Origin of the sequence: Lacticaseibacillus thailandensis DSM 22698 = JCM 13996 (assembly GCF_001436135.1) — a bacterium.
Classification (GTDB): Bacteria; Bacillota; Bacilli; order Lactobacillales; family Lactobacillaceae; genus Lacticaseibacillus; species Lacticaseibacillus thailandensis.
In genome coordinates, this window is sequence record NZ_AYZK01000001.1 from 523,487 (window position 1) to 549,533 (window position 26,047).

Genomic DNA, 26,047 nt, shown 5'->3' on the forward strand with positions numbered 1-26,047 from the left:
TAAATTTAATTAACTATTTTATTTAGCAACAACTACCATGGCTGGACGCAAAACCCGGTCATGCAACTGGTAACCCTTTTGCAGAACCTGCGCCACCGTGTCGGCCGGATGCTGGTCATCCGCCGTAATGGTCTGCACAGCTTGATGCACGTTAGGGTCAAACTTTGACCCTTCCGCCTGGATTTCGGTGACCCCGGCTTCCTTGAGGGCTTGCTGAAGGTGACTAGCCACCATCGAAACCCCCTGCTTCAACTGTTCGGCGGCCGGATCGGTCACCTCAGTTGCCAGGGCCCGTTCCAGGTTATCCAGCGACGGCAAAATCGCCGTAATGACCTTCTGACCGTCGTAACGGGCCAGTTGTTCACGCTCCTTCTTGAACCGGGCGTTCATGTTCTTGATTTCTGCTGCTGCTCGCAGGTAATTATCCTCGAGCTCGTCCCGCTCGGCCTGTAATTGCTTCGTGGCCTCGGCGTCGGGACTGTCAGCAGCAATCAAGTGCTCCAAGTCTTCTGCCGACCGCTCCAAATTTTCTTTGGCGACGTCAGCACCTGATTCGGGCTGTTGCCCTTCCTTTTTGGACATTGTGGTGCTCCTTTCCAGACCCACCTCAATGGTGGTCATAGTAGTTAGTTAAGCGTGAGGCTAATTCCGTTCTGAACGCTTCCAGTAAACCGATCATCTTCGAGTACGGCATCGACTTTGGCCCCAGGATGGCAATCATCCCCTGACCGTGATCGTTCACCGAGTACCGCGCCGTAATCAAGCTGAGATTACGCAGGGATTGGTCGGATAACTCCGAACCCAGCCGGACCGAGATTGGTCGCTGGGCCGCATCGTCATCGGTGTGGGTGTCCAGTAACTCGTTGAGCTCGTCCTGTCGGTCAATTAACCGGTAGATCTGCTTGAGCTCGTTCAAATTGTCGGAGCCAAAGTAGTCCATCAGGTTCAACCGGCCGCCAACGTAAAACCGCTCGCTGACTGCCTTCCGCAGGACATCGCCAAAAGCATCCAGGAAGCCCTGCGGCGTCTGCAGTTGCTGCATCAACATAGCGGGAACATCGGTCCGCAACTTTTGCGCCACGGTGGTCAGGCTTTCGCCTACTAGCTGGTCGTTGATAATGCGGATGGCCTTCTCCACCTGCTCGGATGCCAACTCCCGCGGCAACGTGAATACCTGGTTCTGCACGCTCCCATCACTAGCCACAATGATGGCCATGACCTGATGGTTGCCGAGCGGCACTAGCCTGAAGCCTTCAAGGGTCAGGTTAGCCACCTCGGGTCCCAGGGTAATGGCAGTGTAGCTGGTTAAGTTGGACAGGATCCGCGCCGACTGCTCAATAATCTCGTCGATACGGCCAAAGTCGTTCCCGAAGGACTGACGGATCGTCTGCATCTCCCGTTCTGGCACCCGGGCCGGGGTCAGCATGTTATCAAGGTAATACCGATAACCAGCCGAACTTGGTACCCGACCAGAACTACTATGGGTCTTACGGATCAACCCAGCGTCCTCCAGCGCGGCCATGTCGTTACGGATGGTTGCTGAACTCACATGGATGGGTAACGACGTCATGAGGGTTTTACTCCCCACGGGCTGGCCCGTCTCCGTGTACAGCTTGATGATATCTTTGAGCACCATCAGCTCCCGTTCTGTTAACATGTCCTCACCTCCGGAATTAGCACTCATACTTTCTAAGTGCTAACACCAATAATATACAACCAGTGATTAGCAATGTCAACGTGCGGTTGCTAAAATGCCGAAAATTCAGCCCTAAGTCGGACTTATGCCCCGTCCGCGCGTCCTGCTGCGCGTTAATTACCATGGGTGATCCGCCAAGAACGCACGGCTATGCACCTCATCTTGTTGCAATTGCTTGATCAGCCCGTCAGCGTCGACAAACTTCACCTCACCACGCAACCGGTGACACCAGGCCACTTTGACGGTCTCACCGTATACCTGGGCGTCAAAATCAAAGAGGTTGATCTCCACCGTCAGGGCCCGGCCAGCACCAAAGGTAACGTTGTAGCCTACGGACGCCATCCCGTCATACCACCGTCCCTGAACGTAAACGCGGTTAACGTATACCCCAACACCGGGAAGCCACTCGTGCACGGGTGTTTCGATGTTGAGCGTGGGGAAGCCCAACTCGCGACCACGGGCTTCACCATGAACAACGGTGCCCGAAGTCTGGTAGTCGTACCCCAGCAGGGTTGCCGCCAAGTCAACGTCACCGGCGGTCAACGCCGTGCGAATACGGGTGGAACTGATCTTGGCACCCGCCAACGTCTGCTCGGGCACCGTGACCACCTCAAACCGGCCCGCAGCGTATTGCGGCAATAGTGCCATGTTGGCAACGTCATGGGGACCATATGTATAGTCAAACCCGGCCACCACAACCACTGCCTTCAATCCGACCAGGTACTGATCCACAAATTCTTGGGGCGCTAACCGGGCGAACGACGGTGTAAAGTGCGCCACGTAAAAAATGTCGACGCCCAGTTGGTCCGCCAACTCCTCTTTGCGCGCCAACGTGGACAGGTACTTGAACGTAGACGCGTCGGCACCACCATAGACGATGGACGGGTGCACATCGAACGTCATCAACGCTAACGGCACGTGGCGCGTGTCCGCCAAGGCCCGGGCACGTTTGATCACGGTCTGGTGCCCGCGGTGAACACCATCAAAAAAGCCTAGCGTCAAAACGATGGGTCCGCTTGGGCGTTCGGCATCCGTTAATGGTTTAGTAATATCAATTCTTTGCAAACTAATTCCCCTATTTCTGTCGTGGGCGTTGCCGGCCCGCTGTCCGCGGCACCACATTACCCAGATACATCGTCTCAGGTTTGTAGGCGCCATCGACAAGCCGGTAAACGCCCTTCATAACGTCCTGCCAGTACACGCGCACGCGCGGGGCAGTTAAACCATCCGCTAAAAACGAGTGCCCGTGACCAACGATTTCCCATTGAGCAGGCGTGAGGTCAACGGCCGGCAACTGAGCGTAAGCCCAATCAACGCCATCAATCAATTGGTTAACGGTACCTGCAGCCGCGGCGGTCTGTAACTCGTCAAGCGTCACACAATCCGCTAGCGTGAACCCGCCACTCTGTTGCCGGGTTAACTGGCTCATGACGGCAGCGAGGCCCAACTTGCGACCTAAGTCCACCGACAGGGTGCGAATGTAGGTACCCTTGCTGACGGTCGCCCGAAAAGTAAACGACTGTGTACCCGCCGTAGCGTCGAAGCTCGTCGGGCCGGTGCGCACAAATTCACTGACGTGGGCGTGGCGTTCAGGCCGTGTGACTGGTTCCCCCGCCCGCGCGTATTCATACAACCGCCGGCCGTTGACGCGCACTGCGGAATAAAGCGGCGCCACCTGGATGATGTCGCCGACAAAAGTCTGCATGGCCGCGTCAATGGCCGCATCGGCAAGGGGCGCGGTTAAGGGCGTCCGCTCGACGACCTCCCCGTCCAGGTCCTCAGTGGTGGTGGCAAACCCCAGCGTGACGGCACCGGTGTAGACCTTACCACCGCTTTGCAACTGCGTGATGGCCTTCGTCGCCGTACCAATAGCCAGGGGCAGTACGCCGTCCACGTTGGGATCCAGTGTGCCGCTATGGCCAATTTTTTTGATGTGCAAAATCTTACGCACTTGGTAGACCACGTCAGCGCTAGTCAGCCCCCGTGGTTTGTTAATTGGTAATAATCCGTCCATTAATTTGTTCCTTATCTAGTGAATGTGTTTACGTTTCTGGGTGCGCTGGTGCCACAAAATGGTCACTACAAAGGCCAGCAGCACAAAGATGCTGAAAAGCACGTTCGGGATCTCAATATTGATTTGGGGCAGACTGAGAAACAGCTTGACCGCAATCACCGCAATCAACACGTACGCCATGTACAGGAGTTCCGGAATACGCGCAATCAGCGTAATCATCAACTGGGCGACAAAGCGCATTGCAAGAATACCAATGCACCCGCCCAGGAGCACGATGACCGGATTACTATCGATGGCCAACGCCGTCAAAATTGAATCAACCGAAAAGACGATGTCCATGAGCTCCACGGTTAGCACCGTGCCCCAAAATGAGCGGCGTTTGCGCGGCTTGGTTGCAGTTGCTTCACTGCTGGGATGATGTTGCTGGTAGAAAAAGTGCACCGACATATAGAGCAAGTAGGCCGCGCCCAACGCCTTGATGCCCCAAAAACGCATGAGGTACGTCCCCATGCCAATTGCAATGAACCGGAACAGGTAAGCACCCCATAAACCATAAATGAGGGCCTTCTTTTCCAAGCTTTGGTTGTGTAAGCCCTGCGTTTGTGCGGCCAGGACCACCGCGTTATCCACAGACAAAAGGCACTCCATAACGGCGAGCATCAGGATGGTAAGTAAGCCGGAACCCGTTAAAATGGCGGCGTGCCAGTCACCCGCCGCAAAAAAGGGCCCGTATAATTTTTGTATTAGTTGCATCATGCCCCGGGCCCCCTTTTTTATACTTAGGTCATATTATAACTTACCGGTCCCGAGCTGGCTATGATACCCGCGTAACTGCAGTTTGGTATGCAGCCACAATTACCGCCGGGCACGTGTCACGGCTACTTGCTGCCACTGACCAAAGTTCGTATGATCTGGCGTCAGCGCCAAGTTGCGCACCCGCGTACTTGTGGGTACCAACGTCACCCCGTACGTCAGCGGGACGACTGCGGCCTGATTGAGCATGTACCGCTGCCAGCGGTGCAAGGCCGCGATGCGGTAACGCTCATTAAATGCCCGCGCACTGTCGATTTGCTGCAACAATTGCGTATTCCGCGCCGTGGCAAACCGACTAAAGTTATAGGGTGCTGCCGGCCCGTACAGACTCATCGGCGAAGGCTCGGAGCTGAGTGACCAGGAACCAATGAACGCATCAACATTCTTCGGGTTGGCCGCCACCAACTTATAAAAGGCATTCATTTCGATTGGGCGCCCGGTCGTGAGCTTCACGCGTAGGCCCACCTTCTTCCATTGCTGAATGAAGTCTGTATTCATGGCGTCAGTCGTAGCATCACCCTGCATCACCGCCAAGTGAATGGTCAGCGGGTGTCCCTGGGGATCGGTGCGGTAACCATGCCGTCCCATCCGGTAACCGGCCTGGTTGAGTAGGTGCCGCGCCTTACTTAAATTCAACGTGTAACCACGAGTACGTAAATGGTAGCGCCCGTACGCGGTCGGAATCAGGGTCGTGCCCCGCGTCCGTGACCCGGGGTAAAGCTTACGCACCACCGCGTCCAAATTCAGGGCATACAGCATCGCCTGCCGCAGACGCCGGTCGCTCATCCGCGCGTGGGTATCCATCACGTTGCGTCCGGTTTGCTGGTCGAAGTGTCCCAGATTAAAGGCCAGGTACGTATAACTCATGCTCGGTTTACGCAACGTGGTATAACCCGCCAGGTGTTTAACATGCGGGTATTGCGCAGAGGGCATGTTGAAGATCAGGTCGTATTGTTTAGCCTTCAACGCCGTGGTCACCTTGGCGTTCGCCAAAGTCGTGACGTTAATGTGCCACAGATGCGGGGTACCCTTGTAGTAATACGGGTTCCGTGCGTAACGCACCGCCTGCCCATCCACAACTTTGGTCAGCCGGAAGGGCCCAAACGTTAGCAAACGACTCCGCATGCGGGGACTCTGTGCTAGTTTGGCAAAGGGAATACTTTTGAGGTAATGGTATGGCTCAGCATACTCCCAGATGTACCCGTTGCCACTATTTTGCATCCCCGGTTTCATGGTCTTAAAGTGCAGTACCACGGTCCGCCCCTGCGTACCCTGTGGCATCGTGATTCCACTAATGGTCCGCGCAGTGCCTGCATGATACGCCGCCATACCACGAATGTTTTGGATGGCGTCAGTGTAACGTGCCGACTTGGTCGCACGGTTCGCTAAAATTTCGTACGCATACTCAACGTCATGCGCAGTGACGGGTTGCCCGTCAGCCCACCGCACGTGACGTTTAACCGTAATCGTGGCAGTCCGCCGGTGCCGGTTAAGTTTGATGGTTGCCGCACCTTGCCGGTTAAACCGGTAGTTACGACCCACACCAAAGAGCGACTCGGTACCAAACTGCGTGACGGTCAGGTCAGTAGTGTCGTCCGCTAATTCGGGTGCAAAGACGCCCGTAAACGGCGTATCGGTAGCAACAGCCACACTCAATGTGCCCCCACTAATTGACCGACTTTGATTAGTGGTATATGTATGTGCACCAGCACTGGTCTGTGTCTGCGCACGGTGGCCACACCCGGCCAATCCCAGGGCCAACACCCCTACAGTGATCATGGCCCTACCTAGACGGTTATTCATTGTTATTGATCCTTCCTCAATCCCCCACGTCAGTTACAATCACCTAATGCACTCCCCGGGACAGTATAAGCCATCATTTTGCCGCTGAACAGCGCTAACGCCCAAGTGAAGCGCAAAGCAGCCTCGTGACTGAACCTGCCCGGACAACACAAACGGTCCATCCCCGCAAATGGGGATGGACCGTCATGATCTTGAAACTATCGTTGAGAGAAAGGTAACGCACAGGTTAGCGGCTGTTGCTGGTAACCTCAACGTCTTGCCACTGAAGGTATTCCTTGTCAGCTGGGGAAATCGCGAAGTTCTTCACGCGGTTGCTGGTTGGGTAGACCGTAATGGTGTACATCAGTGGTGCCACCGGGGCTTCCTTCAACATATACCGCTGCCACTGCTTGAAGGCCTTAACCCGGTAAGCGGTGTTAAAGGACTTCTCACTGTCGATCTTGTTGAGCAGCGCCGTGTTCTTCTTGGAAGTAAACCGACTAAAGTTGTACGGCGCATCCTTGGAGTACAGGTCCATGGGGGATGGCTCGGAACTTAACTGCCATGCAGCGGCAAAGACATCATAGTCAGACGTGTTGTTTTCAATCTTGTTGTAGAAGGCATTGAACTCAATAGCCCGCCCAGTGGTGAGCTTAACGCGCAGACCGATCTTCTTCCATTGCTGGATGAAGTCTTGGTACATAGCATCCGTCGTGTCATCACCCTGCATGACGGCAAAGTGGATGGTCAACTTCTTGCCGTTAGGATCGGTCCGGTAGCCATCCTTACCCAGCTTGTAACCCGCCTTGTTCAACAGGCTCTTGGCCTTCTTCAGGTTCAGGTTATAGCCCGTAGCATTCAGGTGGTACTTGCTAAATGCGGGTGGAATCAGTGTCGTTGCACGAGTCCGGACACCAGGGTAGAACTTCTTGGCCACCTGGTTGAGGTTCAAAGCGTACAACATCGCCTGACGCAATGACCGGTTACTCATCTTGGCGTTCTTGTTCATCACGTTGGTGCTGGTCTTGGCATCGTACTTGCCCAGGTTGAACCCGAGGTAAGTGTACTCCAGGGCTTTCTGGCCCAACATGGTGTAGCCCTTGGCGTTCTTGTAGTTCTTGTACTGAGCGGCAGGCATACCCAAGACGATATCGTACTTCTTGGACTTGATGGCCGTCACGGCCTTGGACGTGGCCAAGACTTCAATGTCGATCTTGCTCAACTTGGGTGTGCCCTTGTAGTAGTACTTGTTGCGGGTAAACTCAACGGACTGCCCGCTGACAACCTTACTAAACTTGAACGGCCCAAAGGTGACGGGGTGCTTGCGGACCTTGCTACTCTTGGCCAGATCAGCAAACGGTACGTCTTTGAGGTAGTGGTATGGCTCGGCGTTTTCCCAAATGTAGCCGTTGCCTGATTGCTTCATTCCAGGCTTCATTTGCTGGAAGTGCAGGACAACGGTCTTCCCGTTATCACCGTCCGGCTCCGTAATCCCAGAAATAGTCTTCGCGGCGCCAGTGTGGTAAGCCGCCATCCCCTTGATGTTTTGCAACGAGTCGGTGTAACGTGAAGACTTCGAATCCTTGTTGGCAATGATTTCGTAGGCGTACTCCACGTCTTTTGCCACGACCGGCTTGCCATCGGACCAACGGACGTTCTTCTTGATCTTAATGGTGGCGGTCTTTGCCTTCCGGTTCAGCTTCAAGGTTGCGGCGCCCTTGTTGGTGTACTTATAATCCTTACCAACGCCAAACAAGCTTTCAGTCGCAAACTGCATAAAGTCCGAATCGGACGCGTTATCCGATAACTCGGGAGCGAAAATCCCGGCAATTGGTGAATCGGACACCTCGGCAACGCTCAACGTGCCCCCCTTAACCGCCTTTTTGCTGTTGGTCGTTGCCGTTTTGACGGCACTGGATGCACTCTTGGTACTCGAAGAACTCTTGGAACCACACGCCGCCAGTGTGAGCGCCAGAACAGCGGTCATCGCTCCGGCCATATATTTGGAACGCTTCTTCATCCTCAAATCCCCTTTCCTCAAAACCAGACCACGGACAATAAAAAACAATTAATAATTTCTAACTACAAACTAATTATATACACATCTTCATCAAATGCAAACGTAATTTTCATTTTTTTGCTACCCACGCCGTTGCCGTGCGTTGGCCGCCCGTTTGAGCGCTTGCCCCACCGCGTTAATGGAGAGGGATAGCGTCAATAACAGTACCGCAGCGGGTAACCACACCCACCAGTAATCGATGATGGTGACGGGATCGTTGGCATAGCCAATCAAGGTCCCCAGTGATGGTTGCGAGGCTGGCAGGCCAAAGCCCAGGAAGGACAACCCGGTTTCAATCCCAATCGAACTCGCGACCGTTAGTGTGAGGTCGGTGATCACAAACGAGCTAATGTTGGGCAAAACCTCCCGAAACATAATTACGACGTTGGGCGTGCCCGAGGTTTTAGACGCCATCACGTATTCACGCTCGGACTGCGTCAGAATCTGCGACCGAATCAGCCGCGTGGTTGACGTCCAGCTGAACAACGTCAAGATCCAGACCAACTTGAGCGGATCGAGGTTATTCACTAATTGCGCCAAAATGATAATGATCAAAAAGTGTGGTAATACCATCCAAAAATCAACGATTCGCATCAATACGTTATCGATTAGCCCACCAAAGTAGCCGGAGACCGTCCCCAAAACAATGCCAATCAGTTCGTTCAGTACGGCCACGGACACCCCAATAAAGATCGAGTTGCGCGCGGCGACAAACAGGTACCGGAACATGTCGCGTCCACTAGCGTCAGTCCCCAGTAGGTGCCCATCCGTGCCTGGCGCCAAGTAGCGGTCCAAAACGTTGACCGTGGTCACTTTGCCTGCTGACCAAACTAGGCCACCGATAAAAGCACCCAGCACGATGACAACCGCGATGGTCAACGCCACGATGGCCAGTTTATCCTTAAGAAATTCACGACCCAATACGCGCATGGCGGAGGGTGAAACTAACGCATCGGCATCATCACGTGCGACTCCTGCCGCCACCACTTGCGGATTTTGTTTCTTGCGTGCAAACATATACACCCCTCCTATTCAATCCGAATGCGTGGGTCCACAATGCTCATGATGATATCGGAGAGCAAGTTGCCTAGTAACGCGAGGATCCCAAACAGTAGCGTGAGCGCGGTAATGACCGAATAGTCACGCCCGGCAATGGAGTTGACGAACAACTGACCCATCCCGGGGTAGCTAAAGATGGTTTCCACGAAGATGGAGCCACCCAGCAACCCCGTAATGGAATTCCCCATAAACGCCGCAATTGGGAGAATGGAGTTCCGCAAAATGTGCCGGTTGAAGACCACCTTTTCGGGTACCCCTTTGGACCGCGCCGTGCGCACAAAATCTTCCGAGGTGTTGTCGATCACGCCTGAACGCAGGTACAAAATAATGCTCGATGTGCCCAGCACGCCGGCCAATAGCGCCGGCAAGATCATGTGCCGCAGGTGACTGAACAGCAGGCCGATCACCCCGCTCGCACCCAAAGCCACTGAACCGGTGGTCGGGAACCAGTTCAGTACGTAGCCAAACAACCAAATACCAAACAGGAAGAAGACGAATGATGGCAATGAAAGACCAACGTACGAGTAGATCTGAATAGCCTTGTCCCGCTTGGAACCCTCGTACCGCCCGGCAATCACGCCCAGCGGAATAGCGATGGCATACACAATAATCAATGTCAGTAAGGACAGCCAGAAGGTGTTGACCGCCCGCTCGCCAATCAGTCCGGTGACAGCCCGCTTGTAGGTGTAGCTTTGACCCAAATTGCCGTGGAACAGGTTGATCAGCCAATGATAGTACTGGATCCACCAGGGATCGTTGAGCCCATACTCTTGACGCAGGTGCGCGAGCTGGGTGGGATCCGTCTGCGGCGTGATGGCACCGGTCAGCGGATCACCAGGCATCATTTTGGCCAACACGAAGATGATGATACTCAGTAGAAAAATTTGCGGGATCATGACCAGGACCCGCTTCAGAATTGTTTTCCACATTAGTCCGCACCCCCCCGAATGGCCGCCAAAGTGGCGTCGGGTAACGCTACAAAGTGGGTCGGTGATACCTGCTGCAGGTCGAGCACCCGGCCGTCCTGACCGTAGTAGCGCGATTCCTCGTGCTTAAACTCGGCTTCAACCGCCAGCCGGTGACGACGGTCCGCCTCGCGGCCGTCCGGATTGACTTCCGGAATGGCAGAAAGCAACCGTTTAGTGTAAATATGCTGCGGATGCTGATAAATGTCCGCTCGCGTACCGATCTCGACAAACCGCCCGCGGTGCATGATGGCCAAATTTTTGCACATGTGCCGTACCACGCCCAAATCATGCGAAATGAACAAGTAGGCAATGTTATATTCCTGCTGAATCTGCTTCATGAAGTTCAGCACTTGCGCCTGCACGGACAGATCAAGTGCTGACACCGGTTCGTCAGCCACAATTAATTTGGGGTTGGTCGCCACGGCCCGTGCAACCCCAATCCGCTGGCGTTGCCCACCGGAAAATTCGAATGGGTACTTGTACAGGGCGTCTTGAGGCATACCCACGATGTCGAGCAACTCCTTGATACGGTGTTGTTCCTCGGTGGCGCTCAAGTTTTCAAAGTTGCGAATCGGTTCCGCGATGATGTCGGCAATCCGCTTCCGGGGATTCAAACTGCTCAGAGAATCCTGAAAAATCATCTGTACGTCTTTGTTGTAGCGGAGCCGCCGGCGGGTCCGTGCGTTGGTAATATCTTGACCCTGATAAATAATTTGACCACTAGTCACCTTCTCCAACCCAACAATGGCTTTGCCCGTTGTCGACTTACCGGAACCAGACTCACCAATCAATCCGTACGTTTCCCCCGGTTCAATGTTGAAATTAATGCCGTCCACTGCCAGCACGTGATCGGTAACGCGGTTCCAAAAACCCGACCGAATTGGGTAGTGCACCTTTAAATTTTTGATTTCAATCAGTGACATGGGCATCACCTCCTGCAGCAACTGGCGCTTCGTCTTCAAAGTGGAAGGTCTGGTAGCACGTGCACTGGACGAGGTGACCCGGCGCCACTTCATGCATCGTCGGGTGCGCCTCATGGGCTGAGGCCGGAATCCACGGAATACGTTGTGCAAAGCGGCAGCCGTCAATCTGCATGTGCTTCAGATCCGGCACCGTACCCTGAATCACGTGCAACTCATCATCCTCGGAATCCGCCTGGGGCATGGAACGCAGCAAACTGCGCGTGTATGGATGCAACGGATGGTTAAACACGTCGCCCACCGTGCCCTGCTCCACGATCTGGCCCGCGTACATGACGGCCACCCGGTCAGCGACTTCGGCCACTACGCCGAGATCGTGAGTAATGAGAATAATACCGCTGTGACTTTCCTTCTGGATATCTGCCAGCAAGTCCAAAATTTGGGCCTGAATGGTCACGTCTAGCGCCGTGGTTGGTTCGTCAGCGATAATGATGGGTGGTTTGCAGGCAATCGCAATGGCAATCACTACCCGTTGACGCATCCCACCGGATAATTCGTGGGGGTACTGCCGCGCCACTCGGGCTGGTTCCGGAATTCCCACCTGGTCGAGTAACTCCAAGACCCGCTGCTGGCGCTGTTCCTTAGTCATATCGGTATGGTAAACCAACGTTTCGGCAATTTGGTCCCCAATCCGCATCAATGGGTTTAACGCCGCCAAGGGGTCCTGAAAGATCATGCCGATATCTTTGCCCCGAAACTGGTTGTAAAGTTTCTCGTTCAGACCCACTAAGTTATAAGTGTTGTACTGAATGGTGCCCGTGACCCGCGTATTATGCGGGTCGTGCAACCCGATGATGCTGGTTGCCAGCGTACTCTTACCGCAGCCAGACTCGCCCACAATCGCAAGTACCTCATTACGATGGAGCTCCAGACTTACGTCATTCACGGCGTCAAAGTAATCGTCACCGTTGCGAAACGCGGTATGTAAATGCTGGATGTCTAGCAGTACGTCATCCGGTTTGTCCATGAATAAGCCCCCTTCGGCAGCATTGCGAAAAGCAACAGTTGCCCTTTAACTATTAATAATAGTGTGAAATCAATTAAATTTCAATGGGTTAATTCTTCATATCTGTCTTATTTTTAGTGATTATCAAGGGCCCGCGGTCAGGCCGGCGGAGCCCCGGTGCAACTGACACTGTAGCCGTTATCACCGCCCTCGGCGCATCCGCCCGGAGCCTCCGCATGGCCGGGAAGGGCTATGCACTGCGCAAAAAAAGAGCACGGTTACCTGCATCGGCAACCGTGCTCTGATGATTTAATAACGCGAGACTACTTGCGTCTGCACGTCTTAATCTTTATCTTCATGCTGCTGCGCGTCCGTAGCCGCGTCCTCTTGGTTAGCCTTGGCGAGTAATTCGTCAATGTGCGCCCCATACTGGACGGACGTATCCTGCGCGAAGGTCAAACTTGGAACCTTGAACAAGCGGATCCGGCGACCAACTTCACGACGGATCAACCCTTTGGCTTTGTTCAAGCCAGACAGGACGTCCGCAACGTGGGCCGGTGAATCGTCCAGCACACTAAAGTAGATCGTGGCCTGCTGCAAGTCACCAGTTAACGTGACCCCAGTAATCGTCACGCCTTCAACACGTGGGTCGTTTACCAACTTCAACAGAATATCGTCAACTTCACGCTGTATCTGTTGTTCAACGCGTCCAATACGATGTTTCATGATGATTCCTCCTCGCTGATGCTCAGGCAGATCGGTAGTGGCTTACTTTACCGGTACCTGTTCCATCGTGTAGGCTTCAATCTGGTCATCAACCTTGATGTCGTTGTAGTTTTCAATCGTCAGCCCACATTCGAACCCACTCTTGACTTCCTTGACGTCATCCTTGAAGCGACGCAGACTGCCCAGCTTGCCTTCGTAAATGACGATGCCATCGCGAACCAGACGCACACCAGAATCGCGGGTGATCCGGCCGGAATCGACCAAACAACCAGCAACGGTGCCGACCTTGGAGACCTTGATGGTTTCGCGCACCGTCAGGGAACCAATAACCTTTTCCTCGTAAACAGGATCCAGTTGGCCCTTCATGGCTGCTTCGATTTCGTCAATTGCCTTGTAAATAACACTGTGCAGACGAATGTCCACATCTTCTTGTTCTGCTTGGGCACGGGCCTGAGCAGTCGGCCGAACGTTGAACCCGATAATAATCGCGTTCGATGCACTCGCCAGGGTGACATCACTTTCGTTAATGGCCCCCACAGACTCGTGAATGATGTTCACACGCACACCTTCCACGTTGATCTTCTTTAGGGAACCATCAATGGCTTCAACGGAACCTTGTACATCGGCCTTGATGATAACGTCAACTTCCTTCATCTGGCCTTCCTTCATCGTTTCGAAGAGGTTGTCCAGGGTAACGTGAGAACCGGCCCGCCGCTCCTTATCCAGGGCGCGACTAGCACGTTCCTCACCTGCTGCCCGGGCAGTCTTTTCGTCGTCAAAGACGACCAGTTTGTCCGCAGACTGTGGCACATCATTCAGACCAGTGATTTCAACTGGCATACTTGGCGTAGCGTCCTTAACGCGCCGACCACGATCGTTAGTCATCACCCGGACACGACCATAGGTGTTACCCACAACGACCGGGTCCCCAACATGCAACGTACCTTGCTGAACCAGGACGGTGGCCATTGGGCCCTTACCCTTGTCCAAACGGGCCTCAATGACGGTACCAACGGCCTTCTGGTCTGGGTTGGCCTTCAATTCCAGCACGTCGGCTTCTAGTAAGATCATTTCGAGCAACTCATCAATGTTCTTACCGTACTTAGCCGAAATGTTGACAAAGATGGTATCCCCACCCCATGATTCTGGGATCAGTTCGTATTCAGCTAGTTCTTCAATGACCCGGTTCGGGTTAGCACCTGGCTTATCAATCTTGTTAATGGCAACAATGATTGGCGCACCCGCGGCTTTGGCGTGGTTAATGGCTTCAACTGTTTGTGGCATGACCCCGTCATTGGCCGCAACGACCAAGACAACAATATCGGTAATGTCCGCACCACGTGCCCGCATGTTCGTGAAGGCCGCGTGCCCGGGAGTATCCAGGAAGGTGATCAGACGATCATTCAGCTTAACTTGGTAAGCACCAATATGCTGGGTGATCCCGCCGGCTTCGCCTTCGGTGACGTGCGTGTGCCGCAACTTGTCCAACAGCGTCGTCTTACCATGGTCAACGTGACCCATAATGGTAATAACCGGCGGCCGTGGCTGCAAGTTTTCCGTGGAAGTGGTCTCGGCTTCAAAGACCTTGTCCAGGTCGGTGATGTCTTCTTCAACCTTTTCTTGGGACTTGATACCGTAATCTTCAGCAATCAATTCAATGGTGTCCTTATCGAGGCTCTGGTTTTGGTTAACCATAATGCCCAACATGAACAACTTCTTGATAATTTCCGCTGGTTCACGGTGCAAGATCTTGCCCAGTTCCTGCGCGTTCATCCCCTCGGTGTAAACCAAAGTTTCTGGTAATGGACGTTCCTTACGCTGTGGCACTGGCTTGCGGGGTTCGTTGTTCCGCTGCTGACGACGCTTCTTGTTCTTACGCCGGCCCTTGTAAGGTGTCTCGCGACCAGTACCGTAGTTACGCTGACGCTGCGGCTTTGGCCGGGACGAAGAACTAGTCGTCCGCTGCTGGTTGGCCGCTGAACGTGCCGGTGCCGCCGACTTAGCCGCTGGCTTAGCAGCAGACAGTGCCTGCCGGGACTGGGAAGCTGCTGCGGCTGGCTTAGTCGCTGCACTCGATGCAGCAGCTGAACGCTGTGGCTTTGGTTCCTCAAAGCGACCAATTGGTGCACTCGACGTGCGGAATTCCGTCTGCTGGTGCTGGCGCAGCCGTGCTGCAGCAGCAGCGGCCCGCGAAACACGTGGCATTGGTGCTTCTGGTTGACGGTTGTTACCGCGACGGTTGTCATTACGACGGTTGTCGTTGCGGTTGTTACCACCACGCCGGTTATCGTTGCGGCCACCGTTGTTATTACGGTTACCACCATTGTTCCGGTTACGGTTATCATTCTGACCACGATTACCGTTGTTACCCTGGCCGCGGTTGTTACCGCCCTGGTTCCGGTTGCCCTGGTGGTTGTTCCGGGTCGCGTTATGATTGTTTTGCGTCCCCGGACGGCGAATCGCGCTCCGACTAATCAAAGTCTTGCCATCTGCAGTCTTGTGCTGTGCATGGCTTGTCCCTGGCTTCTTGGCTTCGGCACTAGGCTTAGCCGCGGCACTAGCCGGCGCAGCCGCACTCTTGGCGGGCACAGCACTAGCAACAGGCTTGGCTGCAGCTTTCGGGGCCGCACTGGACGTGCTAGCATCCTTCAAGACTGCGCTCACCTTGCTGGCGTCGTTGTCGTCAATGGAATTCATGCTGGACTTAATACCGGTCAAACCGGCCTTCTTTGCAGCTGCAATAACTTCTTTACTCGTGACGTTGTTCTCCTTAGCAAATTCGTAAATACGCTTTTTGCCCATCTCTTCACGCTCCGATCTTTTAGGTCAGTAGCTTACTTAGCGCTTGGGCGAATCCCGCATCAACCACCGCAACAACACTGCGTTGGTGGCCGATGGCGGCGCTGAGCTCCATGACGGTCAGCGGTTGCACCACCGGTACGTCATAATAGCTACCCTTATCGTTTATTTTCTTGGTGAGGTTGGCACTCGCATCGCTAGCCAGGATGACCAAGCGTGCGCGGTGATCGGCAATTGCACCGAGTACGAACTCCGTACCCGTCACTAACTGTCCCGCGCGCTGGGCCAAACCCACCATGTTGGTTACCCGTTCCTGGTTCATCCTTGCTTGCCAAATAGTTCTTGACGCGCCTTCTGGTGGTCAACGTACGCATACAAGTCATCGTAGAAAGAGGGGTCAATCTTCATGCTGAAGGCCCCCTCAATGATGTGCTTACCCTTAGCCGCCTTGACGGCCTCCGGGTCCAACGCAACGTACGCTCCACGACCCGACTGCTTACCCGTCGGATCAATGGCGACCGTCTGCTCATCAACCTTCACAATACGCACCATGGACTTTTTCGGTTGCATCGTACCAGTCAATAAATCCTTACGCATAGGCACTTTCCGTGGCTTCATTGGCCCACCCCCTATTCGTTGGTGTCCGTTGGGTCTGACGCGGTAGTAGCCGCATCATCGTCCGGATCAGCCGCTGCATCGGTAGCTGCTTCGGTAGCCGCATCTTCATTAGCGTCCGTTGTATCGACGTCAGTTGCGACCTCTGCGGCTTCTTCAGCCTGGTCCTCGGCGGTCAGTTCGTCATCATCAACAAACTCAACCTCGGATTCAGGCTTGATGTCGATCTTAAAACCGGTCAACTTCGCAGCCAAGCGGGCATTTTGACCCTTCTTACCAATTGCCAACGACAACTGGTAGTCGGGGACGATGACCGTTGCGCTGCGTTCATTGTCCTCATCATTAAACTGCACGGCAATGACTTCAGCTGGGTTCAAGGCGTTAGCAATGTAGTCCGACGGGTCGTCTTCCCACTGCACGATGTCCATGTTTTCACCAGACAGTTCGTTAACAACAGCTTGGACCCGCGCGCCCCGAGGACCAACCGTGGTCCCCACAGCGTCAACGTTTTCGTTGTTACTCCGCACTGCCACCTTGGAACGGTCGCCGGCTTCACGCGCCACGCCCACAATCTCAACAGTACCATCATAAATCTCCGGTACTTCTTCTTCAAATAGGCGCTTGACCATTCCCGGGTTCGTCCGGCTAACAAAGACCTGTGGGCCCTTCGTTGCGTTCTCGACCTTCGAAACGTAGACCTTGATGTGCTCATGCATCTTGTACTCTTCGCGTGGCATCTGGTCCGACCGTGGCATGACGGCCTCCACTTTGCCTAACGAAACGTAGACAAATTTGTTGTCCTTCCGCTCCACGGTGCCCTGCATGATTTCGTTCTCATACTGGGAGTACTCGTCATACACGTTAGCCCGTTCAGCTTCACGTACTCGCTGCATGATCACCTGCTTGGCCGTCTGGGCGGCGATCCGGCCAAAGTTCTTCGGGGTCACCTCAAACTTGATGTGGTCACCAATCTCGTACGCCTTGTTGATGGCCGTGGCGTCCTTCAGGCTGACTTCCAACCGGGAATCAAAGACTTCATCCGTAACTTCCTTCACGGCGTAAACCTTAATGTCACCCTTTTTGGCGTCGAAGTCGACCTCAACGTTTTGGGCTTGGTTGTAGTTCCGTTTGTAGGCAGTCTGCAAAGCCGTTTCCAACGCGTCGATGACGATTTCCTTCTTGACGCCCTTCTCGGTTTCGAGCGCATCGAGCGCTTCAATCATTTCTTTTGACATGCTAATCCTTCCTTTACCTAGAACTCGATGGCCATCCGTGCATTAGCCAGATTATCCCGCGCAACGGTTACCGTGCGTGGGCGGCCCTTGACCTTGTAGGCAAGCGTTAACTCCGTATCGGTCAGGTTCGTTAACGTACCCTCAAAGACTTTTTGTCCATCCTGTTTCTGAAACAGACTGATATGGATGTACTCACCCACCGCATGCGTTAGATCTTCAGCGGTTTTAAGCGGTCGTTCCGCACCTGGACTCGAGACCTCCAGGAAGTAGGCCTGCGGGATTGGGTCAGGTTCGATTGCATCTAATTGTTCGCTCAGTTCGTCATTGACCATCACACAATCATCAAGGGTGATGCCGCCCTGCTTGTCAATGTAAACACGCAGGTACCAGCCAGCGCCCTCCTTCACAAACTCAACGTCGGTTAGAAAAAAGTTGTGCCGGTCAACAATTGGCTGCACGATTGCCGTCACCGTATCAACCACCGTACTCATTACTGTGCCCCCTTTCGGTCATGACACCCGGCAATAAAAAGAGTGAGCATCGCTGCTCACTCGACCGAGGTCTTAAAATCAATTGTTATTGTACCATACCCCTCCCGAGGTGGCAAGGCTTACTCCTTGTCAGAACACGGGTTAACAGTGCGCATCCTAATTAGTAGGAAGGACGCTGAATTGGTACGGCTCAGTGAACCACTTGTCAATGACCGCTACCCGCAACACCGGCCCCGGAGCACGTCCCACCTACCGGAACTACATTCCCCCACCAACCGTAAACCATAAATTAAAAGTTCCGGCGGCACCATACGGCGCCACCGGAACTCTTGGTACTCAATAAATGTTAATCGTCATACCGAAAATGCGTCAACGGAGCGTGCTTAACGTCCTCAATTGTCTTCGTGCCCGCCAGTTGCATCGTAATGGCGAGCTCGTGGTCCAGGGCTTCAAAGACGCTCTGGACACCCTGTGCGCCACCCAGCGCCAAACCGTAAATTACCGGCCGCGCCAAGGCGACCAAGTCGGCACCCGCAGCCAGCGCCTTAAAGACGTGACTTCCCCGGCGCACGCCAGAGTCGAAGATGATTGGTACCTGGTGGTTAACCGCCTTGGCGATGTCCGCTAAGACGTCGAATGAGGCTGGACCACCATTGAGCTGCCGACCACCGTGATTGGAAACATAAATCCCGGCCGCACCGGCACCAATGGCCCGCAGCGCATCAGCTGGAGACTGGATGCCCTTCACAATGACAGGCAGGTCCGTGTAATCAGCGATCCGCCGCACATCATCTGGACTAATTTTCTGAGCTGCGGCCGCATAAATTTCGCCAATACCTTGGCCCTTACCGTCACCGTTAGCGAACTTTTCCAAGTTGGCCATTGGAATCGGGAACTGGAAGTTATTGACGATATCCTCTTCACGATAACCATCCACCGTTGCATCCACCGTCAAAATAATGGCCTTCACACCAGCACGCTTAGCTTCGTCGAGCAGACTGGCGTTAAACGTCCAGTCCTTACTCATGTACAACTGAAAGAATTGTGGTGCGCCGTCACCGGCGGCCGCCGTATCCGCAATGGACGTGGAACTATACGTGCTTTGTGCCATCAAGCCGCCAACGGCCGCGACCCCTTTGGCTGTATCCACCTCACCCTTCGCGTGGGCCAACCCTTGTGCCGCAGCGGGCGCCATCATCACCGGTGTGTCCAAGTGCAACCCAAAAATCTCGGTGCTCAAGTCTGGATGATCAATATTCGCTAATGCCCGCGGCACAATCTGGACGTGGTTAAACGCCTGCGTGTTGGCCTTCAACGTCCACTCATCCTCAGCGCCGCCATAAATATAGCCGAAACCACCAGTAGGAATAATCTTCTTAGCGGCTGCCTCGAGGGACGGGAGGTTCAAAATGTGCAACTGCTCTTCACGGTCACTTTGTTCATAGCCATTTGTTAACGTCATAATTAATCACCTTTCTTGTCTTGTTGCCTGATGAATTGCTTACGCGACTTAGTATAGCACTTACTTTTTAAAAGTAAACCGACAATCAAAATTTTTTGCCAAAAAACGGGTGCTGACCTACATGGCCAGCACCCGTCGCTACATTATTAATTAGAATAAATTATCAAACAAGCTTAACTGGTTCTCATCCGGCAGCTCGTCCAACACGTGTTGTGTGGTCATGTAGTCGATCAATGTCTGCGAAACCTTGGCCCGCTTCGCCAAATCTTCCTTGGATAGGAACGGCTTTTCTTCACGCGCCGACACGATCTGCTTGGCCACGTTTTCGCCCAAGCCCGGTACTGCCCGGAACGGGGCCAATAACGTGTGGTCATCCACGATTTGAAAGTCATGGGCGTCACTATGCTCGATGTCCACCATCTTGATCTTAAACCCACGCTCCAAACACTCGTTAGCAATTTCCAGGATCGTTTGCAGGTTCTTTTCCTTGGCGGACGCATCCCGACCCTTATCGCTAATTTCCTTGATAGCGGCCTTGACTGCGTCTTTGCCCCGGCACATTGCGACCAAATCAAAGTCTTCTGCGCGCACGGAAAAGTATGCTGCGTAGTAGACCAGCGGGTAGTAGACCTTAAACCAAGCGATTCGTAAGGCCATCATGACGTAGGCCGTGGCATGGGCCTTCGGGAACATGTACTTGATCTTCAGGCAGGAGTCAATGTACCAGTCCGGCACGTTGTCGTTGTCGCGCATGGCCTGTTGCCACTCGTCGGGAATTCCCCGACCCTTACGCACGTGCTCCATAATGTTGAAGGCCATGGAGTCATCCATGCCCCAGTGGATCAAGTCCATCATGATGTTGTCACGACAACCAATAACATCCTTGAGGGTGATGGTCCCGTTTTGTACCAGTTCTTCAGCGTTGCCCAACCACACGTCGGTCCCGTGTGACAGGCCAGAAATCTGAAGCAACTCGGCAAAGGTGGACGGCTTAGTTTCTTCAAGCATCCCCCGGACAAAACGCGTCCCAAACTCAGGAATACCCAAAGTACCCATTTTGGTACCAATCTGGTCCGCCGTCACGTGCAACGACTCCGTCCCCGAAAACAGCTTCATCACTCCTGGGTCGTCAGTTGGAATCGACTTCGGGTTGACCCCCGACAGGTCCTGCAACATACGGATCATCGTTGGATCATCATGCCCCAGTACATCCATCTTCAGGATGTTGTCGTGAATCGAATGGAAATCAAAGTGGGTCGTGCGCCAGGCCGCGTTTTGGTCATCGGCTGGGTACTGGATCGGCGAAAAGTCATAAATATCCATGTTGGACGGTACGATCAGAATTCCCGCCGGATGCTGGCCGGTGGTCCGTTTAACCCCCGTCGCTCCTTTGGCCAGTCGGTCCTCTTCGGCGCCACGGAACACCTTGCCCGTGTCCCGCTCATAGGCCTTCACGTACCCGTACGCCGTCTTGTCTGCCACCGTACCGATCGTCCCGGCCCGGAACGCGTGGTCCTCCCCGAACAGGATCTTAATGTAGTTGTGCGCCACTGGCTGGTAGTCACCCGAGAAGTTCAGGTCAATATCAGGCACCTTGTCCCCATGGAAGCCCAAGAAGGTTTCAAAGGGAATATCGTGCCCATCCTTAATGAGGTCGGCCCCACACTTGGGGCACTTCTTGTCGGGCAAGTCAAAGCCGGAACCATACTCACCCTTAGTATAGAACTCACTGTACTGACATTCAGGGCAACGGTAGTGCGGCGGCAAGGGGTTAACCTCGGTGATGCCGGACAAAGTTGCCGCTAGGCTAGACCCAACGGACCCCCGGGAACCAACCAGATACCCATCCTTGTTACTCTTCTGTACCAGCCGTTGCGCGATGTTGTAAATCACCGCAAACCCGTTACCGATAATACTCTTCAGTTCCTTGTCAATCCGGGTCGCCACCAATTCCGGCAACTGCTCGCCGTACCACTCGTGGGCCGTTGCCATAACGTCCCGCTTGAAGTTTTCGTTGACCCCGGGAATTTCTGGCGTGTACAACTTATCCTTCACGGGAGTGATGTCACCGTCGATCCAGTCGGCCACCACGTGGGTATTAGTGATGACCAGTTCCCGCGCGGTGTCCGCACCTAACCAGGCAAACTCGTGCAACATTTCGTCAGTTGTGCGGAAGTGTACATCGGGCAACGGGTACCGGTTGAGTGGGTTGGCGCCACCCTGACTGTTGATCAGGATGTGCCGATAAATAGCGTCGTGATCATCCAAGTAATGGGCATCACCCGTCGCCACGACGGGCTTGTCCAGGTCGTGGCCAATCTGGACAATTTTACTAATGATGTCCTTCAGGTGGGCTGGCCCCGATACTAGCTGACCTTCCAACAACTGGGAATAATTCGGCAATGGCTGCACTTCGAGGTAATCGTAGTACTTGGCCTTGTCGGCCGCCTCGGCCGTCCCCTTTTGCATCATGGCCGTAAAGACCTCGCCGCGATCACATGCGGACCCAACGATCAGCCCTTCACGCAATGCGTTGAGCCGGCTGCGCGGCACGCGGGGCACCCGGTAAAAGTATTGCGTCATCGACTCACTAGTCAGCTTAAACAGATTCTTTAAGCCCGCCTGGGTCTTTGCCAGCACGATGGCGTGGCTCGGGCGCGCCCGTTTATAGGCGTCCCCCTGACCGACCAAGGAGTTGAGTTCGTTCAACTTGGTCCAGCCATGCATTGCCTGTGCTTCTTTGAACATCGCGTACATTACGTAACCAGTCGCCTCGGCATCGGCGTTAGCCCGGTGGTGATTCTCGAGGGAAATGTTATACCGCTTACTCAGTGCATCCAGCTTGTGGTTGGACAGCTCAGGGTGCAACGAACGCGACAGCTCCAAAGTATCGATGACGGGTTGGCTGATCGCCGGAGCGCCCATCCGGTCGTACGCCGCGTTCAGGAACCCCACGTCAAACGTAACGTTGTGACCGACCAGAATGGCGTCCTGACTGAAGTCAATGAACTTCTGCATGACGTCGGCTTCTTGACCGCCTTGCTGCACCATCTCATTGGTAATGTGTGTCAGGTTGATCGTGAAGTCAGACAGGGCAAAGCCAGGGTTGATCATCTCTTCAAACTGATCGATGACGGCCCCATCACGCATTTTCACGGCGGCTAATTCGATGACCTTGTCATACACCGCGGACAGACCGGTGGTTTCCACGTCAAAGACGACGTAGGTCTGGTCCGCTAAAACTGCCGGCGTATCCGCCCGGTACGCGACGGGCGTGCCGTCGTCAACTAGGTTGATTTCTACCCCGTAGAGCATCTTGATGCCCGCTTTGCCCGCGGCCGTGTGGGCCTCTGGGTAAGCCTGCAGGACGGCATGGTCTGTCACCGCAATGGCTTCGTATCCCCATTTGGCTGCCCGGTTAACGTAATCCGAGATGCTAGGGATGGCATCCATCTGGCTCATGTTGGTGTGCAGGTGCAACTCAATGCGCTTTTCACCCTCAGTAGTGTCTTGGCGCTCAGCGTGCTTGACCTCCACCACGTCCTGGGCGTTCACGGTTAACTCGCGGCTGTAACTGTCTTCTTGCACACTACCGCGGACCCGCAGCCACATGCCGGCGTGAATCTGGTCAAACACCGCTTCGTCGTTAGCATTATTGCTAAACTTCTTCACGAGGAAGCTGCTAGAGTAATCGGTCATCTTAAAGGTGAGCAGCTTACGCTTGCTCCGGAGTTCGCGCACTTCGGCGTCAAAGACGTAGCCTTCAATCAGTACCCGCCGCTCCTCTTCGTTGATGGTCACCATCTGTTGGGGCTCTTCATCAGCCTTGATGGTCCGCCCCAGTTGCACCTTGACGTTTTGCTCGCGGTCCGCGGTGGCCGCTTTGGACTGCTGAATCGTAGCCGCGGCGCGTTCCGCCATGGCGGCCGTCTCTGCCGCTTTTTTGGTGTTAAACGCTTCGAGGCTGGCGGCCTCCGCGGCTTGATCAACAACCGCGCGCATGTGCAAGCCGGCAAAGCCGACATCAGCGTAAGCGGCTTCCAGCGCCGGAATGCCCTGGTCGGAGAAAAACTGTGCAACCGGTTCGTTCTCCACGTTAATGAGGACATCGTGCCCCTGAATGGTTGGCGTCACGCGTTCACACTGTTGGCGCACGAGGGGCGACGCCACGGCAGCGTGTTGCACGACGTAGTCCCAATAGCCACGCACAAGGCCTTCATCATAGACGGGCCGCGCCACCTTGATGTGCACGTTCACCGCCGCGATGTCCTTGAAGGCAGCCGCGAGGGTGTTCCCGAACTCCTTAAACAGGGCAAAGGGCAAAATCTCGCCCATCGTGAACGTAAACTCGTACCGCCGCGACTCTTTGTGCACGACCACCTGGTCCACCGTTGCGGTGCTGAACGCCGGGGCGTTGGTGATTCCAGGATCAAGGTCGATTTGTTCGACCAGTTTTTCAAACATTTCGCGCTTACTGAGCATGGCAAAAATCCTTCCGTTGGTTGGCAAATAACTAACCATCATTGTAACGCAAACCCGGGTCCTAAATCGACTGGTTATCACCGAGCCGTTGCGGTACCCAAACCAAAAAGCACCACACCCATAACCGGATGTGGCGCTATCTGATTCAGTGTGTGCGCTTAGTCAGCGTCGTCTTCGCCCTTGAGCAGGATGGCAATCGAGTTAGCCAGTTCTTCTTGCTTAACCTCGATAGCATCCCCGTGGGCCCGGAGCTTGACCTCGACGATTCCGTCGGCGGCCTTCTTGCCGACCGTGACCCGCACCGGTAGACCGATCAAGTCCGCATCCGCGAACTTCACGCCCGGCCGCTCCTTCCGGTCGTCCAGGAGCACGCTGTAACCCGCGTCCTCCAACTGCTGTGTGACGGCTTCGGCCAATTGCATCTGCTCCGCCTTCTTCACGTTCATTGGCAGCACGTGGACATCAAATGGGGCAATGTTCTTGGGCCAAACGATACCATGATCGTCCGCATGTTGTTCAACGATAGCGGACAACAAACGCGATACCCCGATACCGTAGGAACCCATGATGATTGGCTGATTCCGACCATTTTCATCCAGGAAGTTAGCGCCCATCGCTTTACTGTAACGGGTACCAAGCTTAAAGATGTGCCCAATTTCGATTCCCCGCATAAACTTCAACACGCCCTGGCCGTCCGGTGACATTTCACCGGCAGTCACAAAGCGGATGTCGGCCACCTGCGTCGCCTTAAAGTCGCGCCCAGGGTTCACGTTCTGGTAGTGCTTCCCGGACTGATTGGCCCCGGCAAAGGCGTTGACCATCTCGCTCACACTTTGGTCCTGAATGATCTTGACGTCGTCATCAACGTTAATCGGACCCACACTACCAGGTTGCGCGTGCATGTATTGCTGAACCTGTTCGGGCGTAGCTATATTCAGGAAGTCCACACCCAGCAGGTTCTTTAACTTCACGTCGTTTACTTCGTAATTACCGCGCACGATTGCTAGCACTGGTTCCTTGTCGGCAATAAACAGCACCGCCTTGATGATCTGGTCAGCGTTGACACCCAACTTGGCAGCGACTTCATCGACCGTCTTGGCATCACCCGTGTCCACCAGCCCAAGTTTGCCGGGTTCAGCGGTATTAGCAGCGGTTGGCACCGTCATTGACGTGGCCATTTCCAGGTTAGCGGCGTAAGTTGAACCATCGGAGTACACGATGGTGTCCTCACCAATTGGCGCAATGGCAGAAAATTCCTTAGAATCTTGACCGCCCATCGCACCCCCATCGCCAATGATGACGCGGTAGTTAAGCCCCAATGCGTTGAACACGTTGGTGTAAGCCCGCTCCATGTCGTGATAGACCGTGTCCAGGTCCTGTTCATTACTGGTAAAGGAATAAGCATCCTGCATCACAAACTCGCGGCCGCGCAACAAACCGTACCGCGGGCGGTCTTCATCACGGAACTTCGTTTGGATTTGGTAAAGCACCAAGGGCATCCGCTTATAGCTGGTCAACTGGTTGCGCACCATCGCGGTGAAAGTTTCTTCGTGCGTCGGGCCGAGAATCATCCCCCGGTCGTGCCGATCGGATAACTGGTACAAGTTCGGCCCGTAAGTAGCTAGACGGCCCGATTCCTCCCACAGTTCGGACGGCAATAAATGTGGCTGCGTCATCTTGACGGCATCAATCTTGTCCATTTCGTGGTCAATAATGGCTTCAATCTTGTCCAACACACGCTGGGCCAATGGCAAGTAGGCATACACCCCCGCTGCCACCTGGTTGATGTAGCCCGCACGCAACATTAACTGATGGGACTTTGCTTCGGCGTTGGCCGGTACTTCTTTGGTCGTGGGAATGAACATACGACTCTGTTTCATTAAACGTTTCCTCCTCAAATCTATGTATAGGTGCACTAGG

General features: G+C 54.3%; 20 protein-coding genes. All 20 read right to left on the minus strand.

The features are described from left to right. Positions 1–18: 18 nt before the first annotated feature. The gene (gene grpE, locus FD19_RS02330) at positions 19–582 is read right to left on the minus strand and encodes a nucleotide exchange factor GrpE (RefSeq protein ID WP_054749478.1); all 564 of its coding nucleotides are present in this window, start codon (positions 580–582) and stop codon (positions 19–21) included. 25 nt (positions 583–607) lie between these two features. Beyond that, the gene (gene hrcA, locus FD19_RS02335) at positions 608–1,657 is read right to left on the minus strand and encodes a heat-inducible transcriptional repressor HrcA (protein ID WP_054749479.1); all 1,050 of its coding nucleotides are present in this window, start codon (positions 1,655–1,657) and stop codon (positions 608–610) included. A 156-nt stretch (positions 1,658–1,813) separates the two neighbouring features. Beyond that, positions 1,814–2,761: a riboflavin biosynthesis protein RibF gene (ribF, locus tag FD19_RS02340; RefSeq protein WP_056969030.1), complete on the minus strand. Its 948-nt coding sequence runs from the start codon at positions 2,759–2,761 to the stop codon at positions 1,814–1,816. A gap of 10 nt (positions 2,762–2,771) precedes the next feature. After that, positions 2,772–3,710: a tRNA pseudouridine(55) synthase TruB gene (truB, locus tag FD19_RS02345; protein WP_056969031.1), complete on the minus strand. Its 939-nt coding sequence runs from the start codon at positions 3,708–3,710 to the stop codon at positions 2,772–2,774. Positions 3,711–3,725: 15 nt separating this feature from the next. Continuing rightward, positions 3,726–4,463 carry a TerC family protein gene (locus FD19_RS02350; protein ID WP_056969148.1) on the minus strand — a complete coding sequence of 246 codons (738 nt, stop codon included), beginning with the start codon at positions 4,461–4,463 and terminating at the stop codon, positions 3,726–3,728. A gap of 102 nt (positions 4,464–4,565) precedes the next feature. Beyond that, positions 4,566–6,326 (minus strand): oligopeptide ABC transporter substrate-binding protein, encoded by a 1,761-nt coding sequence (locus FD19_RS02355; protein ID WP_054749480.1) that lies wholly within the window; start codon positions 6,324–6,326, stop codon positions 4,566–4,568. 226 nt (positions 6,327–6,552) lie between these two features. Further along, positions 6,553–8,325: an oligopeptide ABC transporter substrate-binding protein gene (locus FD19_RS02360; protein ID WP_056969032.1), complete on the minus strand. Its 1,773-nt coding sequence runs from the start codon at positions 8,323–8,325 to the stop codon at positions 6,553–6,555. A gap of 120 nt (positions 8,326–8,445) precedes the next feature. Then, the gene (locus FD19_RS02365) at positions 8,446–9,294 is read right to left on the minus strand and encodes an ABC transporter permease (protein WP_225353444.1); all 849 of its coding nucleotides are present in this window, start codon (positions 9,292–9,294) and stop codon (positions 8,446–8,448) included. A gap of 98 nt (positions 9,295–9,392) precedes the next feature. Further along, entirely contained in the window at positions 9,393–10,352 is a 960-nt protein-coding gene (gene opp4B, locus FD19_RS02370) for an oligopeptide ABC transporter permease (RefSeq protein WP_056969033.1), read from the minus strand. Continuing rightward, the gene (locus FD19_RS02375; protein ID WP_156321826.1) at positions 10,352–11,314 is read right to left on the minus strand and encodes an ATP-binding cassette domain-containing protein; all 963 of its coding nucleotides are present in this window, start codon (positions 11,312–11,314) and stop codon (positions 10,352–10,354) included. Before FD19_RS02375 ends, opp4B begins: the two co-directional genes overlap by 1 nt. After that, on the minus strand, positions 11,301–12,338 hold the full coding sequence (locus FD19_RS02380; protein ID WP_056969034.1) for an ABC transporter ATP-binding protein: 1,038 nt from the start codon (positions 12,336–12,338) through the stop codon (positions 11,301–11,303). Before FD19_RS02380 ends, FD19_RS02375 begins: the two co-directional genes overlap by 14 nt. Positions 12,339–12,659: 321 nt before the next feature. Beyond that, a complete protein-coding gene (gene rbfA / locus FD19_RS02385) occupies positions 12,660–13,043 on the minus strand; it encodes a 30S ribosome-binding factor RbfA (protein WP_054749483.1) in 384 nt (127 codons plus the stop codon). Between the two features lie 42 nt (positions 13,044–13,085). Continuing rightward, on the minus strand, positions 13,086–15,845 hold the full coding sequence (gene infB, locus FD19_RS02390) for a translation initiation factor IF-2 (protein ID WP_056969035.1): 2,760 nt from the start codon (positions 15,843–15,845) through the stop codon (positions 13,086–13,088). 19 nt (positions 15,846–15,864) lie between these two features. Continuing rightward, positions 15,865–16,164, minus strand: coding sequence for a YlxQ-related RNA-binding protein (locus tag FD19_RS02395; RefSeq protein WP_054749484.1), 300 nt, complete (start codon positions 16,162–16,164; stop codon positions 15,865–15,867). Further along, positions 16,161–16,460, minus strand: coding sequence for an RNase P modulator RnpM (gene rnpM / locus FD19_RS02400; RefSeq protein WP_054749485.1), 300 nt, complete (start codon positions 16,458–16,460; stop codon positions 16,161–16,163). Before rnpM ends, FD19_RS02395 begins: the two co-directional genes overlap by 4 nt. A gap of 11 nt (positions 16,461–16,471) precedes the next feature. Further along, positions 16,472–17,692, minus strand: a complete 1,221-nt coding sequence (gene nusA, locus FD19_RS02405; protein WP_054749486.1) for a transcription termination factor NusA — start codon at positions 17,690–17,692, stop codon at positions 16,472–16,474. 17 nt (positions 17,693–17,709) lie between these two features. Continuing rightward, complete coding sequence (gene rimP / locus FD19_RS02410; RefSeq protein WP_056969036.1) at positions 17,710–18,183, minus strand: ribosome maturation factor RimP; 474 nt, start codon at positions 18,181–18,183, stop codon at positions 17,710–17,712. 346 nt (positions 18,184–18,529) lie between these two features. After that, positions 18,530–19,645, minus strand: coding sequence for a lactate oxidase (locus FD19_RS02415; RefSeq protein ID WP_054749487.1), 1,116 nt, complete (start codon positions 19,643–19,645; stop codon positions 18,530–18,532). 150 nt (positions 19,646–19,795) lie between these two features. Beyond that, complete coding sequence (locus FD19_RS02420; protein WP_420836025.1) at positions 19,796–24,166, minus strand: PolC-type DNA polymerase III; 4,371 nt, start codon at positions 24,164–24,166, stop codon at positions 19,796–19,798. 119 nt (positions 24,167–24,285) lie between these two features. Further along, entirely contained in the window at positions 24,286–26,007 is a 1,722-nt protein-coding gene (locus FD19_RS02425; RefSeq protein ID WP_056969038.1) for a proline--tRNA ligase, read from the minus strand. Between the last annotated feature and the right edge of the window lie 40 nt (positions 26,008–26,047).

Bases quoted from the DNA above. Each gene is read 5' to 3' on its own strand.
- FD19_RS02395 (WP_054749484.1), bottom strand. From the start codon at position 16,164: ATGAACCAGGAACGGGTAACCAACATGGTGGGTTTGGCCCAGCGCGCG.
- FD19_RS02350 (WP_056969148.1), bottom strand. From the start codon at position 4,463: ATGCAACTAATACAAAAATTATACGGGCCCTTTTTTGCGGCGGGTGAC.
- grpE (WP_054749478.1), bottom strand. From the start codon at position 582: ATGTCCAAAAAGGAAGGGCAACAGCCCGAATCAGGTGCTGACGTCGCC.
- FD19_RS02425 (WP_056969038.1), bottom strand. From the start codon at position 26,007: ATGAAACAGAGTCGTATGTTCATTCCCACGACCAAAGAAGTACCGGCC.
- rnpM (WP_054749485.1), bottom strand. From the start codon at position 16,460: ATGAAGCCACGGAAAGTGCCTATGCGTAAGGATTTATTGACTGGTACG.
- nusA (WP_054749486.1), bottom strand. From the start codon at position 17,692: ATGTCAAAAGAAATGATTGAAGCGCTCGATGCGCTCGAAACCGAGAAG.
- FD19_RS02365 (WP_225353444.1), bottom strand. From the start codon at position 9,294: ATGCGCGTATTGGGTCGTGAATTTCTTAAGGATAAACTGGCCATCGTG.
- FD19_RS02360 (WP_056969032.1), bottom strand. From the start codon at position 8,325: ATGAAGAAGCGTTCCAAATATATGGCCGGAGCGATGACCGCTGTTCTG.
- FD19_RS02420 (WP_420836025.1), bottom strand. From the start codon at position 24,166: ATGGTTAGTTATTTGCCAACCAACGGAAGGATTTTTGCCATGCTCAGT.
- rimP (WP_056969036.1), bottom strand. From the start codon at position 18,183: ATGAGTACGGTGGTTGATACGGTGACGGCAATCGTGCAGCCAATTGTT.
- infB (WP_056969035.1), bottom strand. From the start codon at position 15,845: ATGGGCAAAAAGCGTATTTACGAATTTGCTAAGGAGAACAACGTCACG.
- opp4B (WP_056969033.1), bottom strand. From the start codon at position 10,352: ATGTGGAAAACAATTCTGAAGCGGGTCCTGGTCATGATCCCGCAAATT.
- FD19_RS02375 (WP_156321826.1), bottom strand. From the start codon at position 11,314: ATGTCACTGATTGAAATCAAAAATTTAAAGGTGCACTACCCAATTCGG.
- FD19_RS02380 (WP_056969034.1), bottom strand. From the start codon at position 12,338: ATGGACAAACCGGATGACGTACTGCTAGACATCCAGCATTTACATACC.
- hrcA (WP_054749479.1), bottom strand. From the start codon at position 1,657: ATGTTAACAGAACGGGAGCTGATGGTGCTCAAAGATATCATCAAGCTG.
- FD19_RS02355 (WP_054749480.1), bottom strand. From the start codon at position 6,326: ATGAATAACCGTCTAGGTAGGGCCATGATCACTGTAGGGGTGTTGGCC.
- FD19_RS02415 (WP_054749487.1), bottom strand. From the start codon at position 19,645: ATGACGTTAACAAATGGCTATGAACAAAGTGACCGTGAAGAGCAGTTG.
- rbfA (WP_054749483.1), bottom strand. From the start codon at position 13,043: ATGAAACATCGTATTGGACGCGTTGAACAACAGATACAGCGTGAAGTT.
- truB (WP_056969031.1), bottom strand. From the start codon at position 3,710: ATGGACGGATTATTACCAATTAACAAACCACGGGGGCTGACTAGCGCT.